Origin of the sequence: Paenibacillus sacheonensis, from assembly GCF_009909195.1 — a bacterium.
GTDB lineage: Bacteria > Bacillota > Bacilli > Paenibacillales > Paenibacillaceae > Paenibacillus_Z > Paenibacillus_Z sacheonensis.
Map to the genome: position 1 here is coordinate 445,298 of NZ_JAAAMU010000006.1, position 25,844 is coordinate 471,141.

Here is a 25,844-nt window from a genome sequence, read left to right on the forward strand (position 1 = left end):
AAGCTGCACCACGGCAACTTTTCAGACCTCACACGGGCATACTGCGCCAAAAAGCTGCAGAATCGCAGCTTTTCTCCCTTTCATTCGCTAACCCAGACCGAAAAGCTGCACCGCAGCAGCTTTTCAAGTCTCACACGGGCATACTGCGCCGAAATGCTGCAGAATCGCAGCTTTTCTCCGCTTCCGCTCAGTTGGACCGAAAAGCCGCTCCTCAACCGATATACACAACCGCGTCCCCGCGCCGAAACGCGCCCGGCAGCTCGGTCTCCAGCTGCTTTAACCGGTTCAGCATATGCTCCAGGGCATCGCCGCTCATCTTGGCGGCTGCCCAGACTTTCAGCATCGCGATTTCTTTCAATATCGCGGGCACGTCCTCGCCTTCCACGTCCGTGCCCCCTTGGAACAACGCGGTCCATTGGAGTCCCAGCTCCTCGGCCGCCGGCCCCCAGTATTTCGTATAGAATTCCTCCGTTGCTACCGGCAGCATGAACGAGCGCTCGAACTCGTCCTCGGGATCGATGATAATGGCGCTGATCGACATCTTTACTTCACTCCAAATCTAATCGAGAATGTGTAATCCGGAAACTCCTGACGCAGCTTGTTCAGGCTGTTCTCCGCCGCGGCGCGCAGCTCCGGCGAGTCTCCGTCAAGCTGGAACTGGAAGTTGCGAATCCCTTTGATTTCGTCCAAGGTCGGAATATCGGACGTTCCGTCCGGCGTTGTCCGCGTGCCGACCGCCTTTTCCATCAGGTTATTGATCCGCGTCCGCGTCTTCTGGTAGAGCTGTTTATCCGTAAACTGCTGCGGCGTCTGCTGCGGCTTGCCGGTCTTCGGATGGATCTTATTAAGCCCCTCCGCCGACTTGGCCTCGTAAAATATGCCGTTCTCGACGTCGATGCCGTCGAACTCGCCGATGGCGCCGCCCTTGCTGTCGTGCAGCTCGACGCCTCTGTACTTGGCCTTGCTCCAGTGCACGTAATCGTCCGCGTCTTGGGGCTTGGCCTGCTCCCCTTCGTCGGCGCCTTGCTTCTTGGGCGGTTCATCCGCATCCGGCTTATGCGGTACGTCCGGCTTGCGCGGGACATCCGGTTTATGCGGCAGGTCCGGCTTGGTTCGACGCTTAAGCAGCTTCTCCAGCCAGTCCATGAACCGCCCCCCGCCCTTTTTGGCCAGACGGCCGAACGGCACGCGGCTGAGCGCGAGCGCGATCAACGCCGAGGCGGCGTTCTCCGGCGTGAGCAGCCGCTTCGGATCCCGGATATCCTGCGCGATCTCGTGCCCGCTGCCCGGGATGCTCGCCACGGTCAGCGCGAAGCCGAGCGCCGGCCAGAAGCTGACGAACAGCAGGGCGAGGGCGAACGCGCCCAGGATGATGGCCCCTTTCTCCGAGAAGCTGAGGCGATCCCACCAGTTCTGCAGCGAGTCGAACATGCAGGCGAAGCAGGCCGGAACATCCGGCTGCACATGCGCCTGCCAGTAGGCCGCGATGCCCGCAAGCAGGCCCGCTCCGATCAACAGCACGGTCAGGCCTGCCGCGATCCGGTAATGAAGCTGCATCCGGGCGCGCAGATTTTCTTGGACGGAGATGGCCTCGGCATTGCCGTACAGCATCGAAAATCCCATCTCCCGGCGCTCCCTCGTCCAGGCCATGACGCCGGCGAAGCTCTCCCTCCGACCGATGAATGCGGCGGCCATATGGCGCAGCTCGGTCAGCGGGTCGATGTACGCTTCGCCTTTCATCCTCGGCAGCCGATTACGGATCCTGTTAAGCGCGACATAATCCAGCACCAGCCCCAGGACGAGCAGCAGCAGGAAAGCATCCTTCGTCTGATAGCCGCTACCGGTCCAGTCATGAATCTTCATGAACCAATCCGGCAGCGTGTTCTGTCCATTATAAGCGGCATGGTCTAGGATTGCCCAGGCGAGCAGCAGCGCGGGCAGCGCATAGAACGCTTTCGTCAACCGCTTGCGATAACGCACGGCCATCCCGATTCCAAGCGCGATCATCGCCGTATGCACGGGATGGCTGACCGTCATGAGCGTCGGGAAGATGCTCTCCTCGAACCGGCCGGGAAACAGCGTCCAGAAATCCCAATGGATCGTCTCCCCGCCCAGCATCGTCGTGCTGTAGCCGTACGTCCGGCCGATGATGCCGGAATTGAGCCATCTGCGGCTCAGCTCCTCCATCAGCTGGAAGCCGACGCCCGAGGCCGCTCCCGCCAGCGTATAGTCGCCCAGGCTCATCGATGATGCCCGGCGCGAGAAGAATAGAAACAGACCGAGAGGAAGCAGCTTCCATACTTCCTCCGCGATAGGCGTGACGACCGCGTTCGACCACGTATCCGACGTTCGGCCGCCGAACAGGCCGTGCGCCGCCATCAGCGTCCATGCCGTAATCGGAATGACGAGCGCGATGCCGAGCAGCATGAACATGGCGGTCTGCTTCCAAGTAAAGGTCTTGCTCCGGCACAGCAGCCAGAACTGCAGCATCACATAGAACGACCACAGATATTGCACCAGCATCGTTCGCGAATCACGGTACAGGAACAGCCCGACGACGAACAGCAGCAGCGACGCCCAACACCAGATCGCATACACGGTTTTGAGCCACGGATAACGCTTCGGTACGGCTTGCGCGATTCGGTAAATCGCTTCCGCGCTGTCTCTGACCCCGCTTCGGACCCGCCAGATCGTATTCGTATTCATCCCTCCTTACCCAGCCTTCCCCTACAAGCCGGCACCTCTTCTTTCCAAATCATACTCGATAATCCAGCGATTGAATCATCAAACGGCCGAGATCCTCAAAAACCGGACTTTATTCCCAGAGCGCGCGCAGCCGGCTGCCCGTGCGGCGTTCGCACTAAACGTCAGCGTTTGCAACCTGCGGATGCACTAATTGCCGAATGGAAGTCCGCATGCCGTCGCAGCGCCAAAAACCGCCTGGAGTAAGAGCTCTCCCCCCTCTTGATGAAGTTTGCCATACGGCCAATCGAGCCCGCTACCGCTGCATGTCATGCTGCAAGATGCGTTCGAGCAGGAAAGAAGCGCGCAGCTATCGACCTATTCCGAATCGCGCTGTGGTAAAATAAAGAAAATTTGTAAGGCAGGTGACGTCATGGAACGAGAATGGCTGGCGAAGCAAATCTATGAAACCGCGCATCTGACGGGGAGCTTTACGCTGCGGTCCGGGAAAGTATCCACGGATTATTTCGATAAATACCGGTTCGAATCCAATCCCGTCCTTCTTCAAGAAATCGCGGCGCGGCTGTCTCCCTTGGTTCCTCTCGGCACGGAAGTGCTGGCAGGCCTCGAGATGGGCGGCATTCCGATCGCAACGGCGCTGTCCTTGCAGACCGGCATCCCTGCCGCATTCGTGCGCAAGAAGGCGAAGGAATACGGCACTTGCAAGCTTGCCGAAGGCATCGACGTGAAAGGGAAGAAGGTGTGCATCGTCGAGGATGTCGTCACCACGGGCGGGCAAATTCTATTGAGCGCGGCCGATCTGCGAAGCGCCGGCGCAGACGTCGTCAGCGTCCTGTGCGTCATCGAACGGGAACCGCAGGGACGGACGAACCTCGAGAACGACGGCCTGCATTTCTCCTCGTTGTTTAATATGGAAGAGCTTCTGCAGCCGCAACAGCGAGCTCTCGGACCAAATCGCTACTAGAAGGAAGCTCCCATGCAAGGTTAGTGAGAAGCGCGGGACTTCTCGTTTTGCGATGTTCCTTGATAGCTAGGATTCAAACGGGAGGAAACGGGAATGGCCATTGTCACGGACGCTAAAGGAAATCAATTGTTGACCTTCAACCCCATTCAAGAAAAAGAACTGGATACGATTTCGTTAGACGCGCCATTAACGCATGCCTTGATCGTGGTCACCTATGAAGGCAGCTATCTTCTCATGCTCAATAAATGGCGCAAGTATTGGGAATTACCCGGAGGCGTTATCGAGCGCGGGGAAACGGCCAGAGCGTGCGCCATGCGAGAACTATTCGAAGAAACCAACCAGACGGCCGGCAATGCGACGTTTAAAGGGTTGATGAAATTTGATCTCCAGCCAAGTTTTCACGGCCCGAAGAGAATGGAATATGGGGCGCTATATCATTGCGAGCTGAACCATGTTGCTGACTTCATCGAGAACGATGAAGCAGATTCGATTATGTTCTGGGATGGTTCGTCCGATATCGGCACGATCGCGGAAATTGACCGAAAGTTAATCGAGTTTATTTGACTATGAGGAGGCCCCCGCGATCGGCGGGGGAATAAGTCATGTGAGCGAGAAATGACGAGACTAGCCAGAGCTGCGGATCTTGCCTTGCGAGGTCCTTTAGCCGGAAGGGGGTACTCCTATTACCGTCGTGGTGATCTTGCTAATCATCATCATTATTCAGCTTGTGTTCATCAACGCCAAGCTGCCCAAGAGGGATTATTCCCGAGAAGCCGTCGAAGCCGCGCTGAGGAAAGATGGTCTTCTTAGAGAAGAGACAACGAGGAGCAGTCAGAATAACGACCTCGATTAGTCATCGAAAACAGGTCAACGCCATACAGGGTGCCGGCATCTGCCCCCTCTTTTCTTCAGGTAAAGGCCATACGCTTAGGCCGTATGAGCTTCAAGCCAAATCTATAAAGGCTCGCTCGTAAATACATATTCGGGCTCCTGCTGATCCCGCCCGATTCCGAAATCGGCTTCTCCGAAGCAAAACCAATACATCGTCGAGCCGTGACCGTCATTGAGATGCAGCCTGTTTCCAAAATACGCCAAACCCCCATCGCAGGCCCGGACATGAAAACACCCGCAAGGCTATTGCCCTGCGGGTGCATGCGCTGCTATGGGTTATCGGCTTTTCAGTTCGCCGATCTTTTCCTGGACCTCGCCTTTCAGCTTATCCTTCTTACCTTCCGCTTGAAGGCGATGATTGTCCGTGGCATTCCCGACCTGGTCTTTGACTTCACCCTTTACCTTGGATACGGTGCCTTTGACCTTGTCGCTGAGTCCGTTATGGTCGTTCATGTTCAACAACTCCTTCTCTGAAGTTATAAGGATATTACCCGCTTCAGCCCAAATCTAAGCTGAGCGCTGCTCGTATGGCCGTCCGGCGCGCCTAAGGCTGCACGTCAGGCGTAATCTCCGGCGGGATTCGGTTGGGTTTGATCTCAGGCGTTACGTCGGGCGTGAACTCCGGCGTCACGTCAGGCTTCATCTCCGGTTGTACGTTCGGCACGATCTCCGGACGCACGTCGGGCGAAATCTCCGGCGGTATGGGACTAGGGCTGATTTCCGGAGGCAGCACCTCGTTCGCCTCGTTCTACTTCACTTCGAATATCAGGCTGGGAGTGACTTCAGGCGGATACGTTCTTTCCATGTGTAACACCTCCTGCCCTTCCTTACCCCAAACTGGATATTTTATATCCATCTCGAAAATAACGCTCGGCCGTCATTGATAACCTTCAATTAACGGGCTTCGGAATATTGTACTCGTCATACCGGAAATCATGGTCGCTTAGAATGAAATATTCGATCCGATCCGGGTTAGACTCGTAAGCTATGAAGCTGAGCGCGAATCGCTCGTTATGCCAAAACCGCTGATCAAATGCTTTGTACATACTCATGGCTTGCAGCCCGCCGCCAATCCATTCGAAGTTGTAATCGAGCCCCGACGGCTCGCTGGAGGTAGGCTGGCCGTATGCGCGTACGACTGCTGTCCGATCCGCCGGCATGCTTAGTCCCCTATTGGTTGCCGTCTGCGGATTGGTGGATGGATCGACTAAAATAGCCGCCACGACATCCTTGCGATAATAGACGGAGACGGTATCGTACGCGTCCATAATGACGGAGGAGTAGTATAGGTGACCGTCCGGTTTTCCGCAGCGTTTCTCTACCTCTTCACGCGTCATCCCCAAGGATATTCGTTTATCGTCTCCGCTCTTAATGCCGGTTATATCCGCCTCGGAGAAGATCGGCCTGGTGGGGTCGGGTTTCGTGAGCCGATCCTCCATAGCCTGCGTAAAAGCAGCCTGCACAACCTCAAACCCCGACACATTGCCGGACGAACGAATGAAGACGCGTAACGTATAAATATCCGCCCGACTGCTGGCCGCGCCTTGAATGGCCTTCCCGTAGAGCTGCTTCAGCTTGCCGCTTGCCAACTGAAAGACGTATTCCCGGCTCCCGCTCGTTTTTTGCGTCGGCTGACCGATCTTATCCATTACCTTCTGCCATGGGGTCCCGAACTTGAATTGACCATTTAATGATATCTCATAGCCAGTCGCGGAAATGGAGGCTGCCCTGCCGTTTAAATAGCCGACAAATACGACATACGTCTTTCCGTAGGCGTAGCCTTTAAAATACGTGGATTCACTCTCGACCGGTTCTCCCAGCAGTCGGTCGATCTGCTGCTTGGTCATTCCGAGGCGAAGCATGACCGGCTTATTGTCGTTCATGACCTGGATGGATAAATACGGGTGTTCGATAACCCCTTCGTTCACCGCATTCTTGCTGGCCTCGGCATAAGAAGAAGTTCCTATGGACGTACTAACACAGGCGCAGATGACGATTAACATGACTGTGAGCGCTCGTTTGCATAACCAATTCGACATTTTCCGTCCTCGCTTTATCCTAATCTACTAAGATGAACGCATTTGTTTCCATCATACCAATATCTGTAATGTCACTAAAGCAGTTATGGACAAATAGAGCTCCTGGAAGTCGCGGAACGCTGAAATCGGCAACAGAGACGGCCCTGTCGCACTGGGCCGTCTCTGTTAGGGGCATAAACACTGTTCGCCGTATTACCCCTCATGCTCCGGCCGCCCGGCCAGCCAATCCTCGAGCGTCGCCACGCGTTCCGGGAACTTGCTGCTGTGCGCCAGGAAGCCGACGCCGTGCTGCGGCATCGGGTCTTGATCCGTCGGCTGGTAGCGCAGATCGACGCTCCAGCGCACATGGTCGGAGTTATTCGGCGTCGACATATGGAGCAGCCGGTCGTTGAACAGAATGGCCGTGCCGGCCTTGACCGGCAGCGCGACCGTCGGCCGCTTGCCCAGCTGGCTCTCGTGCAGCGCCGTATAGCCCGTACCGCTGTACGTCTCGGCATGCCATTCCAGCAGCTTCTTGTTCTGCGAGCGCGGCTTGATATGCAGGCAGCCGTTCTCCAAGGTAGCGTCCACGAAGGAGATCCATACCGTGATCACGGGATTCGCGTTCGCATCCGGCCAATAGGATTTGTCCTGATGCCAAGGCACCGCGCCGGCCGCGACTCCGGGCACCTTCGGGCGCACGTTGTAGACGGGACTGGAGAAGATCTCGTCGCCGATCAGCGACTCGACCGCATCCAAAATCTTCGGATTGCTCATCAAATGGTAATAGCCCTCGATCCGGTCCCGCCAGCCGCGTCCGTATTTCAGGAAGTCCTTGTCCGTCAAGCCCGAGAACAGCTTCGCAAGGCGGTATTGAAACGGCTCGCCTTCCAGCTTGTCCTGGACCAGTCCGCCTTCGTACAGCTCGTTCGCGATCATCGTTACTTTCTCCGACATCGCCCGGCGCGGCGCCTCCATATCTTGGTCGTCCAGCAAATCCTCCAGCACCAGGTACCCTTCCCGGTTATATTGCTCCAGCTGTTCCTTCGTCAGGCTTCCCGGCCGTTCCGTATTCGTCGTCATTATTCCGCCTCCAGCGCAATCGATGTTCGTTCCGGCGGATCCCGCAGATCCGTCCGCAGGGTTCGCCATCCTTCTTGGTTCAATGGTTCGCCCGCATCCTCCTCGATTCCTGCAAGCGCTTTAATTTCTTTTTGCCGTCTACTTGCAATCGCAACCTTCAAGGCGGCATCGCATAATCCTAACGATTGTCAGCGCCGCTAATTCTCAAAAAATACGGTTAAATTAATTGCTAACGATTCTGACAGACGTTATTTCGCGGATAGAAGCTGTTTTCCATGGGGGAATCGCGAAATAAGGCTCCTGACAATCATTAGCGATAGAAAATGGGCTTTTGGAGCCGATTAAGCTTCCGTACAACCGTTAGCTGCAAGGAGATTAGGCTTATTGCCGCAAACGTGACGGTAATAGCTTGCGTCGGCAAGCACCAGCCCCAATAACGTTTCGCGATTTTGATTCTCTCGACATTCCAAAAATCGCCTCCCATCCGAGGGATGGGAGGCGATTGGAGGCGATTGAAATGCATTTATACGAGAATACGATTATTCCGTCACGCGTTCATAGAGCCGGTAGAGCAGTACTGCGCTCTCCGCGCGTGTCAGGCTTCCCAGCGGGTTCAGCTGCCCGGCGCTGCCCTGCAGCAAGCCTGCAGCCACGAGCGCTTCGACGCCGGAACGGGCATAACCCGCGACCTTGCCCGCATCGGCGAAGCCGGACAGCGAAGCTTCCGTCCCTGCCGGAAGCTGCTTGCCCGCGGCGCGATAAGCCCGCTCGATCAGGACGGCGGCATCCTGCCTGCTGATCTGCGCTTCGGGATGGAAGCGGCCATCGTCCGAACCTAGCGCGATGCCGAGCGATTGCGCGATTCGAGCCGCGTCCCCGTAATACGCGCCGGCAGGCACGTCAGGGAATGCTGCGGCGCTTGCGTTGCTGCCGGAAGCTGCTTCCAGGCCCAGCGTCCGGACGAGGAGCAGGAGGAAATCCGCCCGCGTGACCGGCTTGCCGGGCGCGAATGCCGTCTTGGTAATTCCTTGGATAATGCCTTTTGCCGCCAAGGCTTCGATCGCCTCGCGCGCCCACGGCACGTTCTTCAGGTCGCCGAATGCGGCTTGGTCATAAGCGACCGCATACGTGCTGAAGTGCGTCGTCGTGAACGTCATTCCCTTTGCGGCCGCGTCGTACTTACCGCCGATTACAGGCGTGGCCTGCCCGTTGCCGTCGATATACCACACGCTCAGCGCTCCCGGGTTCGCCGCCTCTTGCGCGGTCGGTACATACGGGATGGAGACCTCGGCCGGCGCGCTGCCGTTGGACCAAGCAATCGGCTTGCCGCCGGACAAGACGGACAATTCGACGGCGGGACGATCGCCGATCGCATGCGCGATTTCTTTGCTCCACTTGCTGCCGTCCGCATCTTGAAGAACGAACGTGATTGTGTCGCCCGCCGGTTTCTGCGAATCGGCGAACATAGCGCCGGATACTCGGATGATGCCTTTCGGCGTCTCGATTTCGAGAATACGCTTCGGATCGCCGTTGAATGCCGAACTTGGCCATTCGATCGCATACCCCGCCGCGTTCGGCAAAGCCGATACAACCCCGCGAACATGCGTCTTGCCGTCCTGCCCCGGCTTCGCATCCGCGAATGCCTGCTTAAGGAGCGCCGGATCGACGACCGCGCGAGCCAGCCGGCTTGCCGTGTCGAATACGGGAATCAATGGAAGGACGGGGGTGCCGTTGTCGTTCGTCGTCCCCGTACCGCCGGAACCGGAGCCGACGCCGCCATTTCCGCCATTGTTTCCATTATTACCGTTGTTATTTCCATTGTTGCCGTTATCGGAGCCGATCGCATCCAGCTGTCCCTTCAGCGCGGTCCGCTCAGCGCCTTCCGGCAGCAGATTGACGAAGTTGCGCGCCGCGTCGATCGACGTGACATCCTTCTTCGTCTTCGCTTGATTCACCGCCGCGGTCGCAGCCGGGAGCGAATAGTCGGAGAAAGGCGCATCCAACAGCACCAAATCCCCGTACAGCGTGAAATCCTTGCTCGTGCCGATGCCTTGATTGTATTCCATGAACCCGGCGCGTCCCGCCCCGTCGTTCTCGTTCATCAGAAGCGAGAATCCCAGCAGCGCTTCGCCCGGCGTGAACGCCGTTCCTTCGCCGTGCAGCAGATTGAACGGAAGCGCGATGGCATAGTGCGTGACATGGTGCTCTTCGTCGCGCGTAATCGCCGCGTCCGCGGCGTCAAGCGCTCCGGTCGCGAGGCCGGCAGGCGCTTTCCAGCGCCATTTGGTGATGGAGCCGTCATTGTTCAGCGCGAAGCCCAGCTCGCTGACGTTCGTACTGGCCGCTCCGTCCCCGCGGGACAGATCGAGGCCGATCTGAATGCTGTCTCCCTGCCAGATGTCCACGCCGGAGAAGCTCTGCTCCTGCACGTCGTCGGTGACGTCCACGTTCACGTAGAGCTTCTGGTCGTCCCACGTGACGTTCGCCTTGGCGCTCAAGCCTTCGGGCCCGCCCCAGACGCCGCCCGCAAATTCATCCAGCGCGGAGATGTCGATGGCCGGCACGCCGGCCTCTCCCGCTTCCGCATCCGCGCGGCTCGCGAACGACTGCCCGAGCTTTACCGATGCCAAGTAAGAGGCGCCGTTGTCGAGCGTAACCTTATACTTGAGCGAGTCCGCGGCCATGCTAGGCAGGTCGATCGCCATCGATTCGCCGTAGGCGATGCCCGCGAAACGAACGGGAACCATCTTGGCCGCATAGGGCGTCGGCTGCTGCATTTCGATCCTGCCGCCAAGCGGCTGCGAATCCGAGACATTGGTCAGCGTCAGCGTCGCGCCCGCTCTGTCCGGATGCGCCGGATCCAGCGGGAATCGTTCCAGCTGAAGCGCGATCGGAACCAGGTTCGTGCCGCTGACCTTGATGCCTGCTTCGTTCACGAGCTGCAAGCCGCCTTTGAACAAGTTGTTCGTCAGCACCAGCTTGTCGATCCCTTCCCCGGCGTACACATGCGTCGTCCGAGGCTGCTGGAAATAGGAATCGTAGAGCGCGATGTCGCCGCCGAGGGCGTTGATGCCCTTCTCCCCGACATTGGTCAGGTTGGTCTGCTGAATGTTCAGCTTCCCGCCGTAGATATCGAACGACCGCGTCGTATCGCCCCACATCGAGCTGTTGTACATCGTTGCCTTCGAATCGAATGCCTCGCCGAGCGTGACGTAGACTTTGTCCGTCGTGCTGAGCGAGACAAGCTCGGTGTTGATCATCGCGATGCCCGCCGGGCCCGCGCCTTCCAGATAGGCGCCCTTCTTGCTGCCGTCCGTGCCGTGTCCGATGACGACCGCTTCCGGTCCGCCTTCTCCCTGCTTGACGAAATGAATGCCGTACTGGGAGCCGTACACGAAGGTGTTGAACACCGTTTCATTATGGACATCCCCGATGCGGAACGCGTCCAGATGGTCTTTCTGGTAGCTCCACACTTGATTGAAATCCGCATCCGTCGAAGGGTGATTGATGTAGTTGTTGCGTCCGTAATAATGCGGATTGAACTGCACGTTCCGCATGAAACCGTCCGAAGCGCCGCCGCCGAGGAAAATCCCCTCCTTGAGCGGGGAGCCCGCCACGTAATCGATGTAGTGGCCGCTCGTATCGTACGTGCCGAAATCGATGCCTTGATACGAATTGATCAAGGTCGTATCGATGGCGTAAACGCCGTGTCCCTGTCCTTGGATCGTCCAGGCGTAAGGCTTCACGTCGTTCCAGTCCTGCTCGTCGTAATAGACGGACAACCCGCGCGTTCCCGCGTTCGCCTGGAGCGTGATGAGCGCCGGCGTATCCGCGCCCGGATTCTCGCCGTACGTCGTGAACAGCACGGTTCCGCCGCCGATCGTATGATGCGGCACGTCCCACGAGCCTCTCAGCTCGACGCCGGACGGTACGCCGATCGGCGAATCCACGCGATACGTGCCTGCCGGCAAATAGACCGTTCCGCCGCCGGCTGCCGAGGCTGCGTCAAGCGCGGACTGAATGGCGGCCGAAGCGTCGCTCCCTCCGTTGCGGTCAGCGCCGTACGGCTCCGCGGTGACGTCGAACAATCCGCCGGATGCCGGCTTCGGTTCGGTCGCCGCATCGGTGCCGCCGACATTCGGCAAGGCCTCGATCGCATAGCGATCATCCTGCGTGACGTTCACCTCCGCGCCGTCGCTGTCGTCCTTCACTTGCAGGCTGCCCTCGAAGCCGGCGTTCACGGCATTGACCGTCTGCACCGCGCCGCTCAGCTTCACCTGATTCGCCGCCGAGGCGAATTCCGACTGCCCCAGCGTCAACGAACCGCTGGACATGTCGATCGCATAGCCGCCCGCGGCCGCGTCCCAATTCTCGAAATGGCTGTTCTCGAAGGACAGCACGCCGCTGCCTTCGCTCTTGACCGAGGTAAGCGGCGTGCCGCCGACCGTCACCGTGTTGAACTGCACGATGGAATGGAAGCCCGGGGTGGCGTAGATCGCGACCGGCGCTTCGCCCTCGCTCGCCTTGAAGCTGCTGTCCGTGATGAGCAGGCCGAAATCGTTGACGCCTTCGATCTTCAGGGCCACGTTGCAGTGCTCGATATGCACGCGGTACATCTGGGCGTTTGCCGTCTCCAGCGAATCGGTCCGCGTCGTGACGCGCATGCCCGTTTTGTACCCCGAGATCCAGATGTTCGACATATACTCCCAGTCCGAGCGTCCCATGACGATGCCTTCGGCGTTCGCCGTCGTGTAAGCGAACGCGGCATCCGCAGTCGGAGCGCCCGCAAGGCCGGAACCGGACCAGTACGAAGGCGCGAGATGGATGCCTTCCAAGCGTCCGATATCGGTCGTATAGTCGAGGAAAATTCCCGTGTGAAGGACCGTGCCGTACAGATTCTTCACGTCGTGCAGCTCGTTCCACACCGGCCCGATCTTGATGCCGTTATAAGCGTTGACGAGCGTGATGTTCTCCATCGTCGCGCTATCGCCCGACAATTGCTCGAATGTCCACGGATACGCCACCGGATCCGTCAAGGACTGCTCCGGATACCAGACGGACAGATTCGTCGCGCCGCTGACCGGCGACAGCTGAATGAAGCTCGTGCCGTCCGCTTGCCCGCGACCCCCGAACGATTCCAACACCGTGCCCGTTACCGCGCCGCCCTTGTCGTCCGGACTTGCCCAGTCGCCCCGCAAGGTAACGCCCGTCGGAACGGTCAAGCTTCCGTTCAGCCTGTAGCGGCCTGCCGGCGCGAATACGACGCCGCCGCCATTATTGCCTGCCGCCGTCAGCGCCGACTGGATGGCCGCCGTGTCGTCGGTCGTTCCGTCCGCTTTCGCGCCGAAATCCAGCACGCTAAAGTCCGCGATGACGATATCGGACGTCGGATTCTCCGTCGTATACACCTTCGTCTGCGCGGCCGTCTCGTGCCGTTCCGTCTTGCTGACCGTGACGGACGCAACCGTCAGATCCGGGTTGTTCTCGGGATTGCCGCCGCCGCTGATGCCGATGCGGAAGTCCGAGCCGTTCGCGCGGTTGGCGAATTTGGCGTCGCTCAGCTTGAACGTATGCGTCTTCCACTGGCCCGAATCCTTGTACGTGAAAAGCGCACTGTCCTTGAACGGTGCGGACAAGGCATCGTATTGCAGCACGAAGCTGCCGCTGCCTTGGTCCAGATATTCCACCGTCACGTAGACATCCTGGTTCTCGCTGTCGAAGATATAGCCGTCGTCCACGTTCAAGTACAGATACAAGGTACGGTCTCCGGCCGCCGCCTTGTTCGTCTTCCAATAGCCTTTGCCGGCCAGCGAGCCCTTCACGAGCCCGTCCGGATTGTCCCCGGCGTGCGCCGTGATGCCCTGCTCGATCGGCGACTCGCCGAATAGGATGCTGGCTTGATCCGCAGGTGCGGCCTTCAGCGTCTTGGTCACGGTGACCTTCGCGAGCGACAGATCGGCATTGCTTGCCCAGCTGGCGCCGCCGCCCTCGATGCCGAGACGAAAATCCCCGCCGCCGGTGCGGTTCGCGAAGTTCGCGTCGGTCAGCGCATACGTATGCGTCTGCCAGCTGCCCGTGCTGCCGTACGTGAACAACGGCGCGTCCTTGAAGCTGTTGTTCGCGCCTTGCGCGTCGTACTGCAGCACCATTTTGCCGCTGCCCGCGTCGTAATAATCGACTGCGACGCTCACGTCGTAGTTGGCGATGTTTTCGGTGAAGCCGTCGTCCACGTCGAAGTAGAAGTAGATGATGCGCGAGGCTTCATCCGCCGCCTTATTCGTTTTCCAGTACGCGCGGCCGTCCTGTTCGCCCGTCTGCAGACCGGACGATCCGTCGCCCGCCCGTGCCGTCATGCCATTCTCGACCGGCGCCGCGCCAAGCTCGATGCTGACGCTCTCCGGGTCACCCGCCGCTGCCGCGGCCCGGTTCGGCGCCCATTGCAAACCCATCGCCAGCAATGACAAAGCAACCGTACAAGCTAACCACGTACGAATCCGATTCCTTATGCGATTGGAAACCAATTATTCGTCCTCCTCGTTGTCGGAAAATGAGACAGCAAAGCCGCCCCTCGTCGGCTGGACCGAATCATGCTGTCGGCAGGGGCGGCTTGCTCTCTGGATGCTTATGCGAACTTATGGTTTGAATGAATGCTGAGCTGCTTTTGCTTATGTTTTTTCTGGCCGTTTTCGGCCCGGTCCTGGTCTTACTTCGCGCTCGACGCCAGATACGCGTCGATTTGCTTTTGCGTCTCGGTCAGGATTTTGTCCAGACCGTTGCCTTTTTGCTTCTCGATGTAAGCCGCGACTTCTTTGTCGGCATCCTTCACGATACCGAATTCCAGCGGCTTGCTGCCCTCGTCGGACGCTTGGTCGCGCTTGGCCAGCTCGTTCTTCATGGTGTCTTCGGCGATGAACAGTCCGTCGATCGGGGAGTTCACGTTCTCCGGCTCTGCGGCGAACTCGGCTTCATGCACCCAGAAATCCTTCGGATACGTCGACGTCGGACGCATGAATTGCGGCTTCCAGAACGCCCATTGGCCGCCCCACTCCATGTAGTTGCTCGTCGTCGTGTTCATGCCGTCCGGATAGACGGCCGTGTCGCCGTCCAGCTTGTACGTCTTGCCTTCGATGCCGTATTGCACGAGATCGTACAGCTTCTGGTCGGTCTCGATCATGTCGAGGAAACGCAGGACGCGGTCGGCATGCTTGGAATTGCGGTTGATCGCGACCACGTTCGCCAGCGCCGTGCGGTTGACTTGCTTCTTGTCCGGATAGAGCAGGGACATCTGCTGCTTGAACGACGGATCGGAGAAGCCCGGATCCGCATTCGCCCATTCATGCGACGTCAGCGTCAGAAGCGTCTTGCCGTTGCGCCATTCGGCGGCGCCGTCTTCCTTGTCGATCATCGCGTCGCGGTTGATCAGCTTGTCGTCGTACCACACCTTCGCCTTCTTCACGGCTTCGAGGTAGAACGGCTGCTGCTCGACCGGCTGCACGGTCACCTTCGGATCGCTGAGGTAGTAGCCGAGGCCGTGGAAGTTGAGGTCAACCCACTCGTCGCGGATCATGTAGATCGCGAGCGGCGTGGAACGGGACAGCTTCTCGTTCGGGTACGCTTTCTTTAATTGGCGGAGCAGGGCATCGACGTCATCGATCGTCTTGACGGAGTCCGGCGCGATCGTAATATTCGCTTTTTCCGCCAAGTCCGAACGCCAGCCGGCGAAGAGACGTTGGTTCATCTTCATCGTCCACGGCAGGCCGACGATCTGTCCGTTGACCGTCGCGGCGGACAACGTGCCTTGCTCTTGGTATTTCTTGTAGAGGTTCGGCGCGAATTTCGGCAGCAGGTCGTTAATGGCCATGTACGAGCCTTTCGCCGCCATTTGCTTATAGGACAGCCAGTCGCCGTCGAAGTTCATGTCCCAGCTGTCGCCGGACGCGGCCATGACCAGCATCTTGTCTTTGAAGTCGGTGAACGGAATGAAGTTGATATTGAATTTGACGTTCAGGCCTTTGTCCTTGACGTAATCGCTGATCGCGGTCCAGACCTCGTCCGTGGCCGATTTCTTGTCGCCGCCGAAATAAAACTTCAGCGTCACTTCGTCCTCTTGCTTGCCGGCGTTGCCGTTCGCCTCGTTCGCTGGCGCCGTCCCGCCGTTGTTGGTGCCGGCGCTGCCGCCGTTATTGCTTGCGTTCCCGCTGCCCGCGTTGTTGCCGTTGCCGCCGCATGCCGTCAGCATGGTGCCGAACAGCATGGCTCCGGCGAGCATAACCGGGATGCTTACCTTTCGCTTGATCATGTAATCCTCTCCCCTGATTGTTTGATTATATCGCTATACGGCCGAAGCCGGTATAGTCAGCCTTTGACCGCGCCCACCATGAGCCCCTTGACGAAATACCGCTGCAGAAAAGGGTACAGGAAGACGATCGGGCCGATCGTGACGACGGTCAGCGCCATCTTCATCGATTCGGACGGAATCTGCGGCATAATGCGCTGCATCGCCGCGGCATTGCTGGAGTTGCGCAGGAAATCGACGTTCGAGATGAGCGTCCGCAGGAGCAGCTGAAGCGGCTGGAGCTCTTGTTTGTCGATGAACATCAGGCCGAGGAACCAATCGTTCCAATAGGACAGCGCCACGAACAAGCCGATCGTCGCAAGCACGGGAACGGACAGCGGAATGATGAGCCGGGAGAAGATGCGGATCTCGCTCGCTCCGTCGATTTTGGCGGATTCGTAGATCTCCTCCGGAATCGACTGCATGAAGTTGCGCATGAGGAACATGTTGAAGGCGTTCGCCATCGGCGGCAGGATCATCGCCCAGATCGTGTCCTTCAGCTCCAAGTAGCGGACGCAGATGATGTACCATGGCACGAGGCCGCCGCTGAAGAGCATGGTCAGGATGACGTAGATGGAGAGGATGTTGCGGTACTTGAACGAGCGCCTCGCCATGACGTAGGCTCCCATGCTGTTGACGATCAGGGACAGGACGGTGCCGACCCCCGTGACGAGAATGCTGATGCCGTACGCGTCCACGATCCGGTTGGAGCCGAGGAACAGGATGCGGTACGAATCGAACGTAATATGCTTCGGTATGAGCCCGTAGCCGTAGTTCACGATGTCGTTCTCCGTGCTGAGCGAGCCCGAGATGACCATGAGGAACGGGAACAGGCAGGCCAGGCTGAACAGCGAGATGACGAGCATGATGACGCCTTGGGCGATCGAAAATCGTTTGGCAACCATTGAGGGCAACCTCCTTTGGTGAAGTGTGAGCAGATAGGGCGAGAGATGGAGTGAAATGGAAAGAGATAGAGTGAGATAGAGCGATATAGGACGAAATAGAGTGAGATAGGGCGAGATAGAGTAAGGTATAGTGAGATAGGGCAACGAAGGTATGACCTGCGGTCGGTATAAAATTGGTGGCCTGCCCTAGCATCCTAACAAGCTGCGCATCTGCGAGTCAGGCATCGCATGCCGGGCGTAGTCCACTTAGCAGCATACACGCGTTCCGCTCAACAACTCCGTCCCGTGCCGCTTACTCAGCCCCTACCTTTACTCGTCTCCCGCTCCAAGCGGGAAATAAGTGCAAATCTGCAACTATTTCAGCGTGAAATGGCGTTTTTAGCAAAATAAGCGCGAATCTGCAACTATTTCCAACACAAACGCTTGAATCGGCTTCACACATTGAAAATAGGTGCGCTTTTGCATCTATTTATCGATGAGGCAGCGAACAACGGAAGAATAAGTGCATATTTGCAACTATTTACTGTGGCTGCGGTGCTTGGCCGAGCTACAACGTTGTTTCGAGCTTGAGCTGCAGATGTGAGGCGCGTTTGGGCAAAGAACCGGGTTACTTTAAGGGAATGCGGTACGGTTCGCTCGACGTGCGACGGTTACTCCAGCGGGTTCCGGCGCGTCCAGCCACGAAGGACGGTTACTCCAAAGGATTCCCTGGCTCCAGCGACAAGCGGCGGTTAGTTCAACGAATTGCCCGGGGAGCGGCGCTAGAAAATCGCCGAATCCCGATCCACCTTGCGGGCCGCATAGTTACTGGCCAGAATGAGCACGAACGCGACGACCGATTGCAGGAAGCCGGCCGCGGAGGCCATGCCGATATCGCCGGATTTACGAAGGCTGCGGTACACCAGCGTGTCGATGACATCCGTCGTCGGGAACAGCAGCGACGCATCGCCCACCATCGCGTAAAACATTCCGAAGTCCGCGTTCATGATGCGTCCGATCGCGAGCAGCGTCAAGATCATGATGGTCGGCTTCAGCATCGGAATGCTGATGAAGCGCATCTGCTGCCAGCGGGTGGCCCCGTCGATCGAAGCGGCTTCGTAGTAAGAATTGTCGACCGACGTGAGCGCGGCCAGATAGACGATCGTGCCGTAACCCGTCACCTTCCAGCGCACCGCGATCGTCAGGATGAGCGGCCACCAGCTCGCTTTGCTGTAGAAATCCACGCTCTGCAGGCCGAACCATTCCAGCACGCGGTTCAGCGCGCCGTTCTCGAAGTTCAGCAGGTTGTAAGTGAATACGCCGACGACGATCCAGGAGATGAAGAACGGCAGGAAGGTCAGCGATTGGGTGATGCGCTTGAAATATTTGTTCCTCAGCTCGTTCAGCATGAGCGCGAAGCCGACTTCGAACACGAGGCCGACGCCGATGAACAGCGCGTTCAGCAGGATCGTGTTGCGCACCGCCCGGAACGCCGCGTCCGAGGACAAAATATAGTCGAAGTTGTTCAGCAGCGGATGCATCCAGTCGCTTCCCCAGATGCCTTTGCTGAAGTCGAAGTTTTTGAACGGAATGATCAGCCCCGACAACGGCAAGTAATTGAACAGGAACAGCAGCGTCGCGACGGGAAGAAACATAAGCAGCAGCTGTCGGTTGCGGACGAGCTCGCGGATGACTCCGTTTCGTTTCATGGGCCCTTACCCCTTCTCTTTCGGTGATAGTTTAATGATAAAGGAGCGGCCTGCCCGCTTCTATGAGCGGATCTTATCCTTTGTAGGGCAGGATTGGCTTCGTTCGAAAAAGCTCGCCGGCGTCGGCTCCGTTCGGTCATGGCATAAGCAAGCCCGCCCTTCGCGTCGTTCGTGACGGCGATGGACGGGCTATATGGGGTTCGCGGGCATCGGCGCATCGCTTTTCTTGCAGCGAATTGCCGTCAATCGCAAATACCGGGCTCCAGTTGCGAATATGCATTAGAGATGCAAGCTCCGCTGCGTGAATCGAATCGCAAATCCGAAAGGGGGCAATCAGACCCGCGATGCCAGCAACCATTACGGGAATCGTGTTTAACGACCTGAACCACAACGGCCAGTTCGATCCCGGCGAACCGGGAATACCGAACGCGTTCATCGTCTTGTTCAGCGCCGCCGCCGGTACGTGTACCGTCATTCAAACGGATGCGAACGGCAATTACAGCTTCACTATAACCGTCGCCGGGACGTATACGGTCTACGAGACGGTGGCGAATCCGGGAGCGACCTGTCCACCGACCGCGTTTACGCAGCCGGCGGGCTTTACGATGTCCAACGGTCCGCGCAAATTAACGCTTGTCGTGACCGGCGCGCAGGTCGCCGGCAACGCGGTCCTGGCGAACAATAATTTTAGCCACGACACCGTCGCCAACCCGCTCGGCTGCACGACGAGCATGATTCAGTTCACGGGCAGGCCGTCCGTGTGGTTCAACATCAATATCGTCACGGGCTCCGCCGTCGTCCAGGGAACCGTGAATCCGCCCGTCGATATCAACGCCATCGGATACAACCCGCTGGATAACTACATCTACGGCTACGATCAGACGACGAATCATATCGTTCGGATCGATAACGGCGGGAACGTCATCACGCTCGCTCCGCTCCCGCCGGGGCTGCCCGCGGACGGATACAACGTCGGCACCTTCGATTTGAACGGCTTTCTCTACTTATCCGTCAATGACGGCACGCGCTTCTACGTCGTCGACCTTCGGCCCAACTCCGCCACCTTCCTGAAGCTGGTCAGTCCCGCGAACGGCTTCTTGGAACAGACCAGCAATTTCGGCGTCGCATTGAGCCATGTGCTTAACGTCAGCGACTGGATCTATCGTCAGCAGGACGGCAATCTGTACGGCATTACGCCGACGGGCACGATGGAGCGAATCGTACCGGCGACGGGCACGATTACGAACCTTGCGACCAGCCCCCTGCGTACCGGGCCTTTCGGAGCGGCGGCCATCGACTCGACGGGAACGATCTACGCGATCTCGAACAACGACGGCAACATCTACCGGTATACCATCGCCGGCAATTCGGCCACGGGCATTCGTTTCTCTTCCACGGTTACCTCGTCGTTTAACGATGCGACCATGTGCGCGCTGGCCACCATTAACCTGGATTTCGGCGATGCCCCGGATACGGGTGACGGCAACGGGCCGGATAACTACTCGACGCTCTTGTCGTCGGACGGACCCCGCCACGGCTTGGTAAACGGGTTGTTCCTAGGCACCCGGGTCACCGCGGAAGCGGACGCGCATCAAAACTTCGACGCCACCGGGGACGATATTCCGCTAGGCATACAAGACGATGGCGTATCGGTGCCGCTGCCCGTGCTCTCCGTGAACGAAGGCATCTACGCCCTGCCCGTCACGGTCACCAATACGACCGGAAGCCCGGCTAATCTCTACGGCTGGGTCGATTTCACCGGGGACGGCATCTTCCAAGCGGACGAAGCCGCGCCCGTTCAGATCGTACCTTCGCAGGCCGGCACGCAGTTTTTCGTGCTGCACTTCTTTCCGGCTCCGGGCGCCGTCAAAGCCTTGGACCACACGTTCGTCCGGGTACGGCTGACGACGGATACGCTCACGGATACGAACGCTCCGGGGCTGCCGGACACGCGAAGCGTAGGACCCGCAACGGATGGCGAAGTGGAAGACTACTACCTGCAAATCTTCAACGCGATCGAAATCTTCATTACCAAGACGCCGTTTCCGGCGGAGGCGCTGCCCGGAGAAACGGTCATCTACCGTTTCGTCTTGACGAATCCGGCCCCCTTTCCGCTCACGAATCTCAAGGTCGAGGATTCCTTGCTCGGCTTCATCGATATCGTGTCATTCCTGCCTCCTTTCGCGACGATCGAGCTTGAAGCTGCCTTCATCGTCCCGCCGGATGCGCCGGCAGGCTCCGTGATCTTCAATACGGTCGTCGCCACGTCCGATCAGACTTTGCCGACCAAGGACGAAGCCCAGATAACCGTACTTCCCGCTTACAGCCTGGCGGTTACGAAGACGCCGGACCGTATCTCCGTCCCCCCTGGGGAGACCGTAACCTATGAGATCGCCGTCACGAATACGTCCAACGCGCCGGTGTTCAACGTCGTCGTCAAAGACGATCTCGTCGGCTTCGCCGAAGTCGTGCCGTCGCTCGCCTCCGGCGAATCCCGGTCGTTCGCGGTTCCATTCACGGTCCCGCCGGGCACGCAGGCCGGCACCGTTTTCACGAACCTGACGGTCGCCGATTCGAACGAGACCGGTCCCGTATCCGACACGGCGACCATCGTCGTCCCGCCAATCCCGCAGGTTTACATTCTGAAGAGCGTCGAACCGCAAATCGCCGCCCCGGGCGAAATCGTCACGTATACGATCACGGTCTCCAATGCGGGGAACGACACGCTCACGAACGTGCGGATCGTCGATCCGGAGTTGAACGTCGACCAGACTTACGAGGCGATTCGCCCGGGAGACGCGATCGTCATTACGGTTCCGTTCCAGATACCGTTAACCGCCAAGCAGGGCGACACCTTCGTGAACGTAGCTGCCGTCACGACGAGCCAGACCGGTCCGAGTCAATCGGATGCCGTCGTGAAGGTCATCGGGCAGCCGTCCATCGCGTTGCAGAAGACGGTCTCCCTCGGACGGGCGATGCGAGGCGAAAACGTTACTTATACGTTCGTCGTGACGAACACGGGCAATACGGAGTTGACGAGCGTCAGGCTTGCCGATCCCCTCCTCGGCGTGGACCAGCTCATCGGTACGCTTGCCGCCGGTGAAAGCCGCTCGATCGAATTCCCGTTCGTCGTCCCGGCTGCCGCGACGAGTCCGTTCGTGAATTCCGCGACGGTTACCGGCCTGTTCGAGACGCAGCCCGTAACGGATACCGACACGGAATCGCTCGATATCTTGATTCCGCCCCCCTCCTTCACGCTGGTCAAGACTGTCGACCAGCCGCAGGCCAATGCGGGAGACACGGTGCATTTCTTGTTCACGATCGCCAATACCGGCGGCGTCGCGCTGACGAACGTCCTCATCGCGGACCCGCTGCTCGGTTACGCCAATACGATCGAGTCGCTCCCCGCGGGCGCATCCGTCTCCGAGTCGATTCCGTTCACCGTGCCGCCCGGTTCCCCGGCCGGCTCGACATTCATCAACATCGTGACCGTCACGACGGCGCAGACCGATCCTCAGCAAGCGACGGCATCGGTCACCGTTAACGCCGAGCCCGCTATCAGGCTAACCAAAACGGCGGACGTAGACAACGTATTACCCGGCGGCACGATCAATTATACGATCACGGTTGCCAATACCGGCAATGTCGCCTTGACGAACGTCGTCGTCCGGGATGATCTTCTCGGCTTGAATGCGTCGATCGCGTCGCTCGCGATCGGTCAATCGCAGAGCTTCGTGCCTGCCTTCGTCGTGCCGCTCGCCACGCCGGCCGGCACGGTCATTCTCAATCAAAGCTCGGCCTTCGCCGATCAGACGGATACGGTAGTCACGGATGCGCGCGTACTCGTCAATCCGCTGCCTCCGGTACTGACGATCGCGAAGACGGCAGATCTCGCTGTCGTCGCTCCCGGGGATGTCGTCACCTATTCGATTACGGTATCGAATCCGGGAACCGTCGTCTTGACGGGCGTCGCCGTACGGGACGATACGCTCGGCTTCGCGCAGGATATCGGCACGCTGAACCCTGGCGACAGCCAGACGCTGACGGTCCCCTTCACGGTTCCCGCGGATGCGCCTGCCGGTTCCGTCATCGTCAATACGGCCGTCGCGGCTTCGGATCAGACGGATCCCGAAGAAGGCACGTCGACGGTTACGGTCGATCCAAGTCCCGGTCTGGAGGTAGGCAAGACCATCTCGCCCGCCCAAGCCTCGCCGTTCCAGACGGTCACGGCCACGATCACGGTCGCGAACACGGGCAACACCGCCTTGACGAACGTCGTTATCGCCGACGCCGCTCTCGGTTTCCGCTCCGTCATTCCGACGCTGGCCGTCGGCGCGAGCGTCTCCTTCCCGCTGCCGTTCGTCACGCCGAACGCGCCCGCGGGCACGATCCTCTCCAACACGGCGACGGCTGCTTCCAACGAGACGGGAGAGACGCCTTCGACCGCGACGCTCACCGTGACTCCCGAATTTCGGCTGAGCCTGATCAAACGGGCGGAGCCGTCCGCCGCCTTCCCGGGCGATACGGTTACGTTCACGTTCGAGCTCCGCAACGAATCGAACGCGCCGCTGACCGAATTGCGTTTTACCGACGATTTGCTCGGAATCGACCACATCGTGGACCTTATACCGGCCGGCCTCTTCGTTCTGCTGTCACGGACGTACACGATTCCGGAGGACGCGCTCGGCGGGAGCATCATCGCCAATACCGCCGTGCTCCGCTCCGCGGAAACTTCGCCCATCACCTCTACCGCGGCGGTAACCGTGCTCGCGAGGCCGAGTCTTGCGATCAGCAAGACGGTCTTCCCGCCTATCGCATTCCCCGGCGAAGTCGTATTCTTCCGCATGGAAGGGGTCAATACCGGCAACGTGCCGCTGACGAACATCCGCTATAACGACCGATTGTTCGGCTTGGCCGGATCCGTGGTGTCGCAGAATGTCGGCGAAGTCATTACGCTCATCGCCCCGTTCGTCATACCGGCCGATGCCGTCCCGGGCGAAACGATCGTCAATACGGTGCTGGTCGACTCCGCGCAGACCGGTCCGCTCAGCGCGGCGGCGTCCGTCAAGGTCGCCGACTTGCCGCTTCACGTGACCAAGAGCGCCGACGAATCCTTGGCCTTCGTCGGCGATCAGGTTACGTTCACGATCACGACGGCCAACGTCAGCCAGATCGCCGTCAACGACGCCGTATTGACCGACATTTTGCAGGAAGGCGCTGCATTCATCCCGAACAGCGTGAAGGTCGGCGGCAATCTGGTTCTCGGTGCCGATCCGGCAGTCGGCATTCCGCTCGGCAACTTGGCGCCGGGCCAAACGATCGACGTCGTCTTCGAGGCGAACCTGACGGATGCCCCGGCCGACGAACGGCTCGAGAATCAAGCCGCGGTCAGCTTCCGTCCGGCCGATGCGCTCCGGCGATTCACGATTCGTTCCAACGTCCTCGTCATTACGGTGGAGCAGCACGAAGAATAACATCCGCGTACGGGTGGTTCGACGGTTAGATGGTTCGACGGTTCGATGGTTCGATGTTTCGATGGTTCGACGGTTCGAGGGTCAGCCGTAGTTGGCAGTCGAACCGCCTCTTGCAGGCTGAGCGTATATTGCCGGGCCAATTGCTTGCAATGGCCTCTCCTTATTTATGTCGCGCGGGTCAGTGCGTCCGGCTCCCTTTCGCGTCAGCGCATTAGCTGCGTCAGTTGCGTCAGCGCGTTAGTCGCGTCAGCTGCTGCGCAAAGCGAACGCAAAACAGCCCGGCGTCAACTTCTATGGCGCCGGGCTGTTTATGTGATGCGACTCCGCCGCGGATGCGGCGTGTGCGCGGTTATTACGCTTTGTTCGAAGAACCGAACTCGCGCATTTTGCCTACGACGGTCGCTTTGATCGCATCGCGGCCTGGCGTAAGGAATTTACGCGGATCGTATACTTCGTCGTTCTTGGCCAATACGGCGCGAACGGCTTTCGTGAACTCGATTTGGTTCTCGGTGTTGACGTTGATTTTCGCCGTGCCGAGGGAGATCGATTTCTTGATTTGCTCCGTAGGGATACCTGTGCCGCCGTGAAGAACGAGCGGTACGCCTGCAGTTTGGCAAATTTCTTCCATTTCTTTGAAGCCCAGGTTAGGCAGGCCTTTGTAAGGACCGTGAACGGAGCCCAGAGCCGGTGCCAAGCAGTCGATGCCCGTGCGGTCAACGAGTTCTTTGCATTCTTTCGGATCCGCATAGATAACGCCGTCAGCGACTACGTCATCTTCTTGTCCGCCGACCGTTCCCAGCTCGGCTTCAACGGAAATGCCGCGCTCGTGCGCGTAAGCGACGACTTCGCTCGTGATGCGGATGTTATCTTCGAAAGGACCGTGCGAAGCATCGATCATGACGGACGTGAAGCCCGCGTCGATCGCTTCTTTGCATTTTTCTACGCTGGAACCGTGGTCGAGGTGAATCGCGACCGGTACGGTCACTTTCATTTCTTCGATCAGGGAGCCAACGATTGCCGTAACGACTTTGAAGCCGCCCATATAACGAGCCGCGCCTTCGGATACGCCCAGGATAACCGGGGATTTCTCGGATTCAGCCGCAGCCAGGATCGCTTGCGTCCACTCCAAGTTGTTGATGTTGAACTGGCCTACAGCGTAACCTTCTTTAAGTGCTTTATCCAGCATGCCTTTCATCGATTCCAATGCCATCAGTACAGCCTCCTACGCCTATTTTACTTTCTATAGCCATGCAACTGCGTGCCGACCCATACAGCTTATCATCTCGCATTTGACGTTCTCCGTCAACTTGTCCGCCCTCGAAATTCCACGATCAATCGACAATTTGTCGAAAAATTTTGCGATACGGCAGCGCAAAACTCCGAAAGCCGCGCGTTTTCGCTCCTGTCCCGTATAAGAATGGCGCAGATTCCCATTATCGTTTTCATCCTAATTTGTCCCGGTTGGTCGCCTGCCATACGTCTCGCCACCTTTACTCTACTCCAGGTATTCCGGTCTGAATGGAGTTTGCGACTGCCTCGTAGATGAAATAAGTGCATATCTGCAACTATTTCCCGCATTTTTGACTTATATCCTGAAATACGTGCAAATCTGCAATTATTTCGGCTAAGAAGCGACTATTTGGCGTGTACTCGCAGAAATAAGTGCACCTATGCACTTATTTCATCTAGAACGCCGATTTCGCTGATATTAAGTGCATATTTGCACTTATTACAATTCAAGCCCCTTCTTCTCGGGAGGAGGAGGAGGAGGAGGAGAGAACCC

At 58.5% G+C, this 25,844-nt stretch carries 14 protein-coding genes; 3 read left to right on the forward strand and 11 right to left on the reverse strand.

What is annotated here, in order from left to right; genetic code table 11:
- Window positions 1–211 precede the first annotated feature (211 nt).
- Entirely contained in the window at window positions 212–541 is a 330-nt protein-coding gene (locus GT003_RS14750; protein ID WP_161698980.1) for a hypothetical protein, read from the reverse strand.
- A 2-nt stretch (window positions 542–543) separates the two neighbouring features.
- Window positions 544–2,706: a PrsW family glutamic-type intramembrane protease gene (locus GT003_RS14755; RefSeq protein ID WP_161698982.1), complete on the reverse strand. Its 2,163-nt coding sequence runs from the start codon at window positions 2,704–2,706 to the stop codon at window positions 544–546.
- Between the two features lie 409 nt (window positions 2,707–3,115).
- On the opposite strand from GT003_RS14755, the gene pyrE reads away from it, so the two are divergent.
- Window positions 3,116–3,667 (forward strand): orotate phosphoribosyltransferase, encoded by a 552-nt coding sequence (pyrE, locus tag GT003_RS14760; protein WP_161698984.1) that lies wholly within the window; start codon window positions 3,116–3,118, stop codon window positions 3,665–3,667.
- A gap of 93 nt (window positions 3,668–3,760) precedes the next feature.
- Window positions 3,761–4,231, forward strand: a complete 471-nt coding sequence (locus tag GT003_RS14765) for an NUDIX domain-containing protein (protein WP_161698987.1) — start codon at window positions 3,761–3,763, stop codon at window positions 4,229–4,231.
- A gap of 603 nt (window positions 4,232–4,834) precedes the next feature.
- Here the strand turns inward: GT003_RS14765 and GT003_RS14770 are convergent.
- From GT003_RS14770 to GT003_RS14805, 8 genes are all read right to left on the reverse strand, one after another.
- Window positions 4,835–5,011: a CsbD family protein gene (locus tag GT003_RS14770; RefSeq protein WP_161698989.1), complete on the reverse strand. Its 177-nt coding sequence runs from the start codon at window positions 5,009–5,011 to the stop codon at window positions 4,835–4,837.
- A gap of 91 nt (window positions 5,012–5,102) precedes the next feature.
- Window positions 5,103–5,291, reverse strand: a complete 189-nt coding sequence (locus GT003_RS14775; protein WP_161698991.1) for a hypothetical protein — start codon at window positions 5,289–5,291, stop codon at window positions 5,103–5,105.
- Between the two features lie 157 nt (window positions 5,292–5,448).
- A complete protein-coding gene (locus tag GT003_RS14780; protein WP_161698993.1) occupies window positions 5,449–6,561 on the reverse strand; it encodes a hypothetical protein in 1,113 nt (370 codons plus the stop codon).
- 228 nt (window positions 6,562–6,789) lie between these two features.
- Window positions 6,790–7,659 carry a phytanoyl-CoA dioxygenase family protein gene (locus GT003_RS14785; protein WP_161698996.1) on the reverse strand — a complete coding sequence of 290 codons (870 nt, stop codon included), beginning with the start codon at window positions 7,657–7,659 and terminating at the stop codon, window positions 6,790–6,792.
- Between the two features lie 539 nt (window positions 7,660–8,198).
- Window positions 8,199–14,180 carry a glycosyl hydrolase family 28-related protein gene (locus GT003_RS14790; RefSeq protein WP_161698998.1) on the reverse strand — a complete coding sequence of 1,994 codons (5,982 nt, stop codon included), beginning with the start codon at window positions 14,178–14,180 and terminating at the stop codon, window positions 8,199–8,201.
- Between the two features lie 182 nt (window positions 14,181–14,362).
- Entirely contained in the window at window positions 14,363–15,958 is a 1,596-nt protein-coding gene (locus tag GT003_RS14795; RefSeq protein WP_239565768.1) for a DUF3502 domain-containing protein, read from the reverse strand.
- A gap of 56 nt (window positions 15,959–16,014) precedes the next feature.
- Window positions 16,015–16,899: a carbohydrate ABC transporter permease gene (locus GT003_RS14800; protein ID WP_161699000.1), complete on the reverse strand. Its 885-nt coding sequence runs from the start codon at window positions 16,897–16,899 to the stop codon at window positions 16,015–16,017.
- Between the two features lie 761 nt (window positions 16,900–17,660).
- A complete protein-coding gene (locus tag GT003_RS14805) occupies window positions 17,661–18,587 on the reverse strand; it encodes an ABC transporter permease (protein ID WP_161699002.1) in 927 nt (308 codons plus the stop codon).
- A gap of 344 nt (window positions 18,588–18,931) precedes the next feature.
- Here GT003_RS14805 and GT003_RS14810 point away from each other — a divergent pair, with 344 nt between their 5' ends.
- The gene (locus tag GT003_RS14810; protein WP_161699004.1) at window positions 18,932–24,061 is read left to right on the forward strand and encodes a DUF7507 domain-containing protein; all 5,130 of its coding nucleotides are present in this window, start codon (window positions 18,932–18,934) and stop codon (window positions 24,059–24,061) included.
- Between the two features lie 352 nt (window positions 24,062–24,413).
- On the opposite strand, the gene GT003_RS14815 is transcribed toward GT003_RS14810, so the two are convergent.
- On the reverse strand, window positions 24,414–25,271 hold the full coding sequence (locus tag GT003_RS14815) for a class II fructose-bisphosphate aldolase (RefSeq protein ID WP_161699006.1): 858 nt from the start codon (window positions 25,269–25,271) through the stop codon (window positions 24,414–24,416).
- Window positions 25,272–25,844 lie beyond the last annotated feature (573 nt).